At 38.0% G+C, this 11,453-nt stretch carries 10 protein-coding genes; 3 read left to right on the forward strand and 7 right to left on the reverse strand.

All coding sequences use genetic code 11. The features are described from left to right. Nucleotides 1–26: 26 nt before the first annotated feature. The 3 genes from ACFIKN_RS00160 to cysS all read right to left on the reverse strand — a co-directional run bounded on the left by ACFIKN_RS00160 (nucleotide 27) and on the right by cysS (nucleotide 4,244). Entirely contained in the window at nucleotides 27–1,910 is a 1,884-nt protein-coding gene (locus ACFIKN_RS00160; RefSeq protein ID WP_273791088.1) for an ABC transporter ATP-binding protein/permease, read from the reverse strand. Between the two features lie 114 nt (nucleotides 1,911–2,024). Then, nucleotides 2,025–2,696, reverse strand: coding sequence for a DUF421 domain-containing protein (locus ACFIKN_RS00165; RefSeq protein ID WP_375630770.1), 672 nt, complete (start codon nucleotides 2,694–2,696; stop codon nucleotides 2,025–2,027). 39 nt (nucleotides 2,697–2,735) lie between these two features. After that, the gene (cysS, locus tag ACFIKN_RS00170; RefSeq protein WP_375657720.1) at nucleotides 2,736–4,244 is read right to left on the reverse strand and encodes a cysteine--tRNA ligase; all 1,509 of its coding nucleotides are present in this window, start codon (nucleotides 4,242–4,244) and stop codon (nucleotides 2,736–2,738) included. Nucleotides 4,245–4,742: 498 nt separating this feature from the next. On the opposite strand from cysS, the gene ACFIKN_RS00175 reads away from it, so the two are divergent. Beyond that, on the forward strand, nucleotides 4,743–5,111 hold the full coding sequence (locus ACFIKN_RS00175) for a TIGR02301 family protein (protein ID WP_375657721.1): 369 nt from the start codon (nucleotides 4,743–4,745) through the stop codon (nucleotides 5,109–5,111). Nucleotides 5,112–5,530: 419 nt separating this feature from the next. On the opposite strand, the gene ACFIKN_RS00180 is transcribed toward ACFIKN_RS00175, so the two are convergent. Next, complete coding sequence (locus tag ACFIKN_RS00180; protein ID WP_375657722.1) at nucleotides 5,531–6,859, reverse strand: dihydroorotase; 1,329 nt, start codon at nucleotides 6,857–6,859, stop codon at nucleotides 5,531–5,533. 64 nt (nucleotides 6,860–6,923) lie between these two features. Here ACFIKN_RS00180 and ACFIKN_RS00185 point away from each other — a divergent pair, with 64 nt between their 5' ends. Next, nucleotides 6,924–7,796 (forward strand): YgfZ/GcvT domain-containing protein, encoded by an 873-nt coding sequence (locus ACFIKN_RS00185; RefSeq protein WP_375657723.1) that lies wholly within the window; start codon nucleotides 6,924–6,926, stop codon nucleotides 7,794–7,796. Further along, a complete protein-coding gene (locus ACFIKN_RS00190; protein ID WP_375657724.1) occupies nucleotides 7,789–8,406 on the forward strand; it encodes a YfbR-like 5'-deoxynucleotidase in 618 nt (205 codons plus the stop codon). Before ACFIKN_RS00185 ends, ACFIKN_RS00190 begins: the two co-directional genes overlap by 8 nt. Before the next feature lie 592 nt (nucleotides 8,407–8,998). Here the strand turns inward: ACFIKN_RS00190 and panB are convergent. From panB to recO, 3 genes are read right to left on the reverse strand one after another with little or no spacing between them, the layout of a single operon-like run. Continuing rightward, the gene (panB, locus tag ACFIKN_RS00200) at nucleotides 8,999–9,814 is read right to left on the reverse strand and encodes a 3-methyl-2-oxobutanoate hydroxymethyltransferase (RefSeq protein ID WP_375657725.1); all 816 of its coding nucleotides are present in this window, start codon (nucleotides 9,812–9,814) and stop codon (nucleotides 8,999–9,001) included. Next, on the reverse strand, nucleotides 9,811–10,671 hold the full coding sequence (panC, locus tag ACFIKN_RS00205; protein WP_375657726.1) for a pantoate--beta-alanine ligase: 861 nt from the start codon (nucleotides 10,669–10,671) through the stop codon (nucleotides 9,811–9,813). The genes panB and panC overlap by 4 nt, the downstream gene beginning before the upstream one ends. Before the next feature lie 23 nt (nucleotides 10,672–10,694). Then, a complete protein-coding gene (recO, locus tag ACFIKN_RS00210) occupies nucleotides 10,695–11,441 on the reverse strand; it encodes a DNA repair protein RecO (protein WP_273791097.1) in 747 nt (248 codons plus the stop codon). Between the last annotated feature and the right edge of the window lie 12 nt (nucleotides 11,442–11,453).

Consider the following 11,453-nt stretch of genomic DNA (forward strand, 5'->3'; position numbering starts at 1 on the left):
AAGATATAGATTACATTTTGCTCTATTTATTTTTTACGATTAACAACACTCATCTCATCTTCTTCACGCATTTTACGTAACTTTTCTTCAGCTTTCGTTGCTTCAAGCTGCTTATTCCACATTGAAGCATAGAGACCTTTCTTGCGTAAAAGCTCTGTATGCGTCCCATTTTCAATAATACGACCACTTTTAAGAACTAAAATTTCATCAGCATTGATAACAGTAGAAAGACGGTGAGCAATAATCAATGTTGTACGTCCACGGCTTACAATATCTAATGCTTGTTGAATTTCCTGTTCCGTCGCCGTATCAAGAGCCGCCGTTGCTTCATCTAGAATAAGAAGTGGGGGAGCTTTTAAAAGTGTCCGGGCAATAGCCACGCGTTGTTTTTCACCACCTGATAATTTGAGACCTCGCTCTCCTACCATAGACTGAAAACCTTCCGGTAAAATTTCAATAAATTTTGATATTTGTGCCATTTCAGCAGCTTTGCGCATCTCTTCATCTGTAGCACTTGGACGCCCATAGCAAATATTATAGGCAATTGTATCATTAAATAACACCGTATCTTGTGGGACCATGCCAATCGCTTCACGCAAACTCTTTTGTGTTACGTCACGAATATCCTGCCCGTCAATTGTGATAGAGCCCGCATCAACATCATAAAACCGAAAAAGCAACCGAGAAATAGTGGATTTACCGGCACCAGATGGACCAACAATGGCGACTGTTTTTCCTCCCGGAACTTTAAAATCAATATCTCTGAGAATCTGACGTCTCGAATCGTAGGAAAACTTTACCTGATGAAAACAAATGGTCCCATCACTTATCTCTAACGGTTTAGCATCCGATTTATCAACGATCTCCTTCTGAACATCTAAAAGATCAAACATTGCTTCAATATCCGTTAAACCTTGTCGAATATCACGATACATTGACCCAATAAAATTTAGTGGAATAGAAAGTTGCATTAAAAGCGCATTAATAAAAACAAAATCTCCTAAAGTTTGTGTCTTATAAAAAACTTCATAAGCTGACATCAGCATCATGATCGTCATTCCAATACCAAAGATAAGAGTCTGACCAAAATTAAGCCAGCTTAACGATGTCCAAATCTTCGTTGCGGCTTTTTCATAACCTACCATAGAAGCATCAAATCGATCGGCTTCTAGAGTTTCATTACCAAAATATTTGACCGTTTCAAAATTCAAAAGAGAATCAACAGCGCGAGTATTCGCCTCAGTATCCGCTGTATTCATTTTTTGTCGAATGCGAATACGCCAATCACTCGCCTTAATGGTAAATAAGATATATAATCCAACCGTTGCAACAACGATGAGAAGATAATGCCACCCATAACTTATGTAAAATACCAGTGCCGTTAATATAAATTCTAAAACTGTCGGTACTGTACTAAGAATTGAAAATCTTACAATCGCTTCAATTCCTTTTGTTCCACGCTCAATCACACGAGAAAGCCCACCTGTTCGGCGTTCCAAATGAAATCGCAAGGATAACTCATGCATATGTACAAAGGTTTTATAAGCTAATTGACGAACAGCGTATTGACCAACAGTGGCAAACAGGGAGTCGCGTAATTGATTTAATCCAGCCTGCATAATACGCGCGACATTGTATGCCAAAACGAGCATGATGGGAATAATCCAACTGGATGGGAACCATTCAGGTAGCTGAAAGCTTGAATCAAGCACATTCGTAGAATATTTAAATAAATACGGTACAGATATGAGAACGAGCTTAGCCAAAACAAGATAAAATATTGCCCATAGCACACGCATTTTTAGATCACGCCGACCTACCGGCCACATATAGGGCCATAAATTGTAAAGTGTGTGCAGAGTCTTCCCTGTATCTGATGATACAGTTTTTGTCATTTCATTGCGTTTCATAAAGTCCTTACTTCTCTATCATCCGCACAAACAGGCAAAATACCCTCTGTGGTTATTTATAGATTTATCTCTTTATTATACTTCCAATAAGCTATACCTACCCGTTTTTTGAAGTTAGACTGTTTTTGAAAAAGGAACAAGAAATAATCCACTATACAATTTATTATTTTGATCTGTATTTTCATACCACTCTGCTGCGAATAAACTTTCAACTTTTACATGTTTTTTTTTCAATTCTGCCTGAAGCCACTTTTGTGTTTTACCAATCTCTTTAAGTCCATCATCAATAACTTCACCATTTTCTATTAAAATCGTCGATTTCTTTCCCTCTTCCTTTTTAATGACAGTGCAATCACCATTGGTTTCCAAACGAACAAAAGCAGCTTCATGTAAGTGACACCCTTTAAGACGTAACATCGTAATGAGATCATTAATATTGATCCCCAAGTTCTTAATCTTATCCATTTGGAAAACTCCATCTAAAACTAATGTGACATTCCGCCCTGCAATAAGACGACGAAAAAAAACTGAATAACGTGCAATAAAATTAAAAGATGTAATCAGGGTTTGCCAGATGAGTAAAACAAGCAATAATTGAATGCTACTAATATTCTGATTATAAATAACGCCTCCAATAATACCTCCCATAACAAAATTACTGACCAAATCAACTGGTGTCATTTGACTAAGACTCCCCCGCCCCGTCGTTCTTAAAATAAATAAGAAGGCAACAAGACCTACAGCCAGCTTAAGCGCGATATATCCATAATGATATAAAAATTCCATCATATTCTCCTTTTTTATGGAGCTGCTGGAATAGAGACATTAGTGTCGCTTTATTTCCCACACAGTTATGCGCTCACCACTCTGCGGATCCTTACTGTCTTTTAAAAGAACCCCCTCGGCTGCAAGCTCATCACGAATTGTATCCGCAGCTTCCCACTCTTTATTATGGATAAGTCTTAGTCTTTCGGCAATGCGCTGATCAATAAATTTTGTATCAAGGAAAGTTTTTCTTATAAATAATGGGCAATCTATTTCTTTAATCCATTCTTGTCTTAACAGTCCTAATAAATTCATTCCATTTACAAGAGCCAAAGCATTTCCTTCCTTATAAAATTTTCGCAAAAGAGTCAGTGCTTTTGGAGTATTAAGATCATCACTAAGTGCATCTATCAAAGTATCATCAATTGCTTCATTGTTTTTCATCTCACTCTTTTTGCTGCGAAGCCATTCATACCAACGATACAGTTCGCTGCTCGATTGTATTAAACGCTGCGCTGTCCAATTTAGTGGTTCACGATAATGCGTTTGCAACATCGAAAAACGCGCAGACAAACCAGCCCAATTTTGCTTCATTTCATCGGTTAAAATACCATTAAACTCCAAAAAATTATTCTCTAAAACAGAACGAATAGTTATGAAATTGCCAAAGCTTTTCGACATCTTTTTGCCTTCAACTTGTAAAAAACCATTATGCATCCAAAAATTAGCCATTCGCTCCGTCCCAAAAGCTGAACAACTTTGAGAAATCTCATTTTCATGATGAGGAAAAATTAAATCAATTCCACCACCATGGATATCAAAAACATTGGCGGTCGGATCATCACAGGTTAAACCACCGCCATATGGCGCTAATAACTTTGCCATTGACATTGCAGAACATTCAATATGCCAACCTGGACGACCTAAAACAGGAATTCCGCCCGGTGATTCCCAACCTGGTTCTCCTTCCACAGAAGGCTTCCATAAAACAAAATCCATCTCTTCCCTTTTATAAGCAGCAACATCGATACGCGCCCCCGCCCTCATTTCATCTAAAGAACGATTTGCAAATGCCCCATAATGGGGAGGATTTTTTATGCTACTTACAGAAAACAATATATGGTTTTCCGCTTTATAAGCGTGCCCCTTTTCAAGCAATCTTTCAATTAAAGAGCGCATTTCCTCTAAATGCTCGGTTGCGCGCGGCTGGCTGGTTGGCAAAAGACAACCAAGTGCTATTGTATCTTGCTGAAACTGAGAATATGTACGTTCTGTTAATTGACGAATAGCATCATTCAATGACAAGTTTGGATATTCGCAAGCTGCTCGTGCATTAATTTTATCATCAACATCTGTAATATTACGTGCATATAGAACATGCTCATTACCATAAACATGACGCAATAAACGAAATAAAATATCAAAAACAATGACAGGGCGTGCATTTCCTATATGCGCATAATCATAAACTGTCGGACCACAAACATAAAGACGTACTCTTGTCGCATCTATTGGTGTAAAATTTTCTTTTTTACGTGTCAGCGTATTATAAAATCGCAACTCTTTCATTTATTGACTCCATGAACGATATTATGCACCGATCCTTTTAGATGTATCTTATCTCAAATTATTGTATTACGCTGTTTAGGCTAAAAACTTTTATCTTATAGTAAATTCTTCTTACCATTTTCCCATTGTATTCACGGCTGTATCCATCATTTATCATAAAAATAATCTATTTTATTTGATTGGACAAAAGCGTTCTATCATTAGAAATGCTTTCCCTCCTTAAAGAAAACGAGCTTAGAAAAAATTCTATAGGTAATACAATATAAATCTATGTGAAAAATAGATAGTTTGCAGAAAGAAAATCTTAAATTTTAAACTACACAAAGCTTCATCAGTATTTTCAATATTCCACAATGGGTTCCTTACTATCTCTTACGCCCTATATTTTATAATCAATAATTGAGAATAATGTAGCAATCAACTCTATTTTTTACACCGTTCTCATGACAAAATTATTTTATCTTTACAGAGTTTTATTCAAAGAAAGCAATAAAAATAATGCGTAATAGATTGATGAACATCATTATTTTAATATTTCTTGTCATTTCAATGCCAACCTTTGCACAACAATCTCCACCTTATGAAAAAAAATTACTCCGACTAGCAGAAATTTTGGGATCATTGCATTCTCTCCAAAATCTTTGCGAGCCTCCAACAAACCAATGGTATGACTATATGAATGCACTGATTGAAGCAGAACACCCCATTCCACAAAGACGTGCTTATTTTTATGAAGCGTTTAATGAAGCGTATCGTGCTTTCTCAGAAAATTATCATCATTGTACACAAGAAGCCATTGAAGCCAATCAAAGATACATTGAGGAAGGAAGAACTTTATCTGAAAACCTCCTCATGCATTATAAATAATTAATCTATACAAAAAGTATCTCTTTCAATTTTAGCGGTATCAATGATACTCCTTTCACAAATGCGGGGAGCAATAAACCAGCTCTGAAAATAGAGAGACGTTTAAAGAATAATGTCTCGATACGCTTTTATTCGTATGAGCGCCTTTTTCCCCATACAAAATCGCTCTTTGGCTTCCTCCCCACACCTCAAAGGACGAAGATTTTTAACTAAATTTGCTCTGTAAATAATCTAGGTTCTTGTTGAACAAGGTTCCTCTTGGCTTCTAACGCATGTAATTTGCTGCATAGTTTCTACAAACAAGCCTAAGAATATTCACCACGCATTAAAAAAACACTTATGTATCAAAGAGGCTGACATACCCTATATCACCACTCTAAAGGATGGTATTTTACGGCATACTTATAATTTTAATCTGTTTACACCAAAGTTTCCATAAATTTAACAGGCTCTCCTTGTGAAGGTGTGACAATTTCACCTTCCCACATAACCCGCATACCACGGATAATAGTCCCAACAGGCCAACCTTTAACTTTTTGACCATCATAAGGTGTCCAACCGGCGCGAGAACCAATTAAGCTATTCGTAATAATTTCTTCTCTCTTAAGATCAACAATGGTTAAATCAGCATCAAACCCAACAGCAATGCGCCCTTTACAGCTTATACCAAAAATACGACTAGGGCCATGTGAAGTGAGATCAACAAAACGTTCAAGAGATATTTTTCCTGCATTCACATGTGTCAACATAATTGCTGCTGTTGTTTGCACGCCTGTCATACCTGAAGGTGAAGAGGGATAAGGTTGAAGTTTTTCTTCAAGAGTATGAGGCGCATGATCTGAGCCTAAGACATCAATTATTCCTTGTTGAACACCGTACCAAAGAGCTTCACGGTGGCGCAATTCACGAATAGGCGGATTCATCTGAATTAATGTACCAAACTTCTTATAATCATCAGCCGTGAGTGTCAAATGATGTTGTGTCACTTCAATTGTTGCAACATCCTTATGTTTTTTTAGAAAATCAATTTCTTCTTCTGTCGAAAGATGTAACACATGAATGCGAGCCTTCGTCTCATGAGCAATTTTTACCAAACGCTGCGTACATTTTAATGCCGTAACTTCATCACGCCAAATCGGATGTGACGATGCATCACCTTCAATACGCAATATTTTACGCTCTTTGAGCCTCGCCTCATCTTCAGAATGAAAAGCCGCACGACGGCGTGTATTCTTCAAAATAAGGCGTACACTTTCATCATCATCAACCAAAAGATCACCGGTAGAGGACCCCATAAAGACTTTAATTCCAGCCGCACCAGGAAGTCTTTCTAATTCAGACAATTCATGAGCATTTTCACGCGTTCCTCCAACCCAAAATGCAAAATCACAATGCATTCGATGAAATGCGCGTTTAACCTTATCGCTTAATGTTTCTTCTGATGTTGTCAATGGACTGGTATTAGGCATTTCAAAAACTGCCGTAACCCCCCCTAACACAGCAGAATACGAGCCACTTTCCAAATCCTCCTTATATTCATTTCCTGGTTCACGAAAATGCACTTGGCTATCAATAATTCCTGGTAAAATATGAAGCCCTGTACAATCAATGACCTCACTAGCCGATGCACATGTAAGGTCGCCTATTTCAGCAATACGACCATTTGTAATACCAATATCACGCTTGCTTCTTCCATCATGATTCACAAGTGTTGCACCTTTAAAAATTGTATCAAATGTTTTAAACATAACCACGCTCCTTACATATTGCTCACTTATCGATTATGTAACTTTGAGCAGAAAGGCAAGAACCATGATTAAAAAACAAAATGCCATTTGCTTAAAAAACCGCGGGCTTATTCAAATTACAGGCGAAGAAGCAACAGATTTTCTACAATCCCTGATCACGACAGATGTAAAAAAAATCAGTCCACAGGAACTTTTCCCTGGAGCCCTTTTATCCCCACAAGGAAAGGTTCTTGCTGATTTTCTTATCGGAAAAAAAGAAGATGGTTACCTGATTGATATCAGGATGCCTTTAGCTGATACGCTCCATAAGCGTCTGTTGCTCTATAAGCTGCGCAAAAAAGTAGAAATTACACAACCATTCCAAGAGCTTGTTACAGTTTCTTTGAATAATGAATCAGATGCTTTAAATTTTGATTCAAGTTTTGTTGATAAACGCTTCCCACAACAAGAAAAAATAATACGAATCTATAGCAAAAAACCTTTTTTAACTTCAGAATATCATGACACATGGAATCGATTGCGTATCCGTTATGCAATTGCGGAAAGTGGTCAAGACTATGAAGTTGGCAAAGTCTTTCCTCATGATATTAATTACGATCAAATCAATGGACTTGCATTCAATAAAGGATGTTATATTGGACAAGAAATTGTTTCACGAATGCACCACCGCCGTGCAGCACGTCGCCGTATTTTTATTGTAAAAGGCCAGTGTGAATTAACCCCTCAATCTAGCATTGAAGCAGAAACAAAAGTAATTGGCTACTTGGGAACATGTGTAGAAAATGAGGCTCTTGCTTTAATGCGTATTGACCACGTCAAAGATGCTATGGATCATAACATCCCCTTTACTGTAAAAAACATTCCTGTCACTATAAGCATTGCTGAAAATATGAATTTTACCTTTCCTGAAAATACTATAGAAAACACTCATGGCTAAAGCTGAATTATTAAAAAATGGAGAAGCCCGCGCTTGGCAAAGAATGCTCTCTGGAAGGCGACTTGATCTTCTCAACCCTTCTCCTTTTGATGTTGAAATTGAAGATATTGCCCATGGACTTTCTCGCGTGGCACGTTGGAACGGTCAAACACGAGGAGAGCATGCCTATTCTGTTGCACAACATTCACTTTTGGTTGAACAAATATTTCAAAAACTTTTTCCACAATCGGGAAGCAACGAATGTCTTTATGCCCTTCTTCATGATGCTCCAGAATATGTCATCGGCGATATGATTTCCCCTTTTAAAGCTGTCATAGGAAAACAATATGAACGCGTTGAAAAACGCATCCAAGATGCTATCCACATGCGCTTTTCTCTTCCCGTTGATCTTTCTCAAAAACTTTTTAAAAAAATTAAACAAGCCGACCGTATTGCTGCCTATTATGAAGCGATTACGCTTGCTGGATTTAATACAGAAGAAGCCCTTCGCTATTTTGGCTCTCCCAATAATATTCTACCCGATGATCTTAATTTATCCCCCTATTCTACACAACACATTGAAAACGCATTTTTAACGCGCTTTAATGACTTGGATGCCCAAAGATTATAGACTCTTCGCATTGTTGATTCCTTGTCATTACAGAATCATCACACTGACTTATAATAATAATTCATTGTTTTTTCATTTTGAATGAGAGCTCCTAATATCGTAAGCTTCACTCATTTCAAATCTGTTTATATTGAATCAATCAAAATCATTCTCTTGCACACCACAAGTGGGGCTGGCGTGTAGATAAAACTTTTTAAAGAAAGAATTAAAATGCCTCTTATGAACTATCTCAAGTGCTAAGCGCTGTCGCAACATTGAAAATTGGCAAAGTGCGTGATGATGCCGGCTTGCTCTCTTATGAAGCGTAAAGACGGGAGTGCTCTATAAATTTTATACACTTCATAAGGGACTTACCACTATACTATTCACGAACGCCGTCGCGAAATAGGATTGGGTACCTTAAGAAAGCTTTCTTTAAAAAAGCACGTGAATTAGCGACCCAATGGCGTTCTGTTTTGCATGAGAGGCGTGACTTCATTAAAGAAATGGAAAAAATCACAGTTCAAATTGCATACAAAATATATCAAAAATGCACATTCATTATCAAAATAACAAATGTTCTCTTGTCAAACCTTTCATCTTAAACTGAAGTTTATTTTAGTTTATAAACTTCATTATCCGCTGGGAAAGCACGAGATGTGACATCCTCTGCATAATTCTTTATTGCAGTTTCCATGGCTTGTTCAAGGTCTCCATAACGGCGTACAAATTTTGGCACATGAGAACCATAGCCCAACATATCTTCCATAACCAATACTTGCCCATCACATTGATTGGACGCCCCTATACCGATCGTAGGGATAGAAAGCTTATCTGTCAGTTTCACCGCTAAAGGTTCGACCATTGCTTCTAAAACAACAGCAAAAGCACCTGCCTCTTCAATCGCTGCTCCATCTGCTTCAATTCTTTGCCAATCATTCTCCTTGCGTCCTTGTGTTTTAAAACCACCAAAATGATTCATTGCTTGGGGTGTAAGACCGATATGCCCCATCACTGGAATGCCACGTTTACACAAAAAATCTATTGTTTCGGCTATATAAACGCCCCCTTCAAGCTTAACTGCACCACACCCCGTTTGTGCAAGAATGCGCGATGCATTTAAAAAAGCTTGCTCTGGACTTTCCTCATAAGAACCAAAAGGCATATCAATAACAACAAGAGCTTTTTGAGATCCACGCACCACGGCTTTCCCGTGTGAAATCATCATATCTAAATTAACAGGAAGCGTTGTCTCAAACCCATACACAACCATCCCAACGCTATCACCAACCAAAAGGATATCGCAATATGGATCAGCAATCCGCGCAGTATAAGCTTGATAAGCTGTTAAAGAAACAATTGGCTGTTGTCCCTTTCTTGCACGTATTTCGGAAGATGTTATACGCTTTACGGTTTTATGTACACTCATTTTCCACTCTTCTCTTGCAATATATATTGATCAATCAGCCTTACCTCACCAAAGCGGACAGTAAGGAGTAAAACCGCCGGTTTATTCAATGTTCCTTTAACCACGCATAAAGTTTCCATATCCCGTAAATCTATCGCTTCAATGATTGCACGCGTTTCTTGTTGTAAAATATCACGAACAGTTTTGCATAATTTATCAACCGACCGTTCACCTTCATGATAAAGCTTTTCAGCAGCTTTTCCACTTTCAGGAATAATTTTGGCAGCTTTACGATCTTCTAATGTTAAAAGCTGATTGCGTGAAGAACAAGCTACACCATCTGACTCCCGTAGAATAGGAACTCCAACGATTTCAATAGGAAAAGCCAAATCTTCAACCATACGCCGAATAATTAAAATTTGTTGAAAATCCTTTTCCCCAAAAAAAGCCTTATCTGGTTGGACAATGTTAAAAAGTTTAGCAACAACGCTTGTTACACCACAAAAATGCCCCGGACGTAATTTTCCCATCAAAATACGTGATAATTTTTTCACTTGTACAATTGTATCATTCCCCAGTGGCCACATTTCATCTACAGAAGGAGCAAAAACACATTCAACACCTGCTTCTTTTAACAAAGCACAATCGCCCTTCAAATCTCTTGGATATTGAGAAAAATCTTCTTGAGGTCCAAATTGCTTTGGATTGACAAAAATAGAAACCACTACGCGATCACACATTGCTCTTGCATACTGTACTAATGCAAGATGTCCATCATGCAATGCCCCCATTGTTGGAACAAAACCAATCGAAAAACCTAAATGTCGTTCCTCTGAAGTATATTGGCGGACTTCAGCAATTGTCTTTAAAATTCTCATTTTCCCATTCAATTATCATCAGATCAACCAATTAATGCCTGCACACCAAATTGGCGCTCAAACAATTGTATCATATTCATGCGCACTGACGGCTGCTTTATATCTCGTGGCTCCCAGACATGACGCATAAGAAAAAAACCCGTCAGTATAAAACCATTTATTATGTCACTAAAATCAGCAGGACGAGTCGTTCTTTGTACAAGAAACTGTGGTAGAATGAGAAGCTTTTTTTTCCAAGGTTCCCCTGCTTCTTCACAGACAGCCCGTCCAGATTTTGGTGATACGTAATGAAGCCTTTCCTGACGACCTGTTGCAGCACAACAAGATAAATCAAGACCAAAACCAAGTTCTTCAAGAAGCCGCATTTCAAAACGTACAAGCAATTCTGCATTTACAAATGGTTCATCAAAATTCTGCATAAAAAGGTGTAAAATATCATATAAAATGGGGTGCGGATCACGTTCGGGAAGAAGCCGCAAATGAAAAGCTATCAATTGCAAAGCATAAAGTGCTTCTGGTAGACAGATTAATCGTGCCGCATGTAAATCAAGAGCTTCAAGCCGAAAAAGTCCCAAATGTTCGTCTAAACGAGCCCACCATTCAGCCTCCACAAAATTTCCAGGTTGAAGAAGAGCTGCCATACGACGCGACCGCCCCCCTTTTACCACCCCCATATAACGACCATGTTCACGTGTCATAATCTCAAGAATAACACTTGTTTCACCATATTGGCGCGTACCAAGAATAACGGCTTGTTCTTTCCACTTCATTTTACTTTAATT

The organism is Bartonella sp. CL436QHHD (genome assembly GCF_042195105.1).
Taxonomy (GTDB): domain Bacteria; phylum Pseudomonadota; class Alphaproteobacteria; order Rhizobiales; family Rhizobiaceae; genus Bartonella.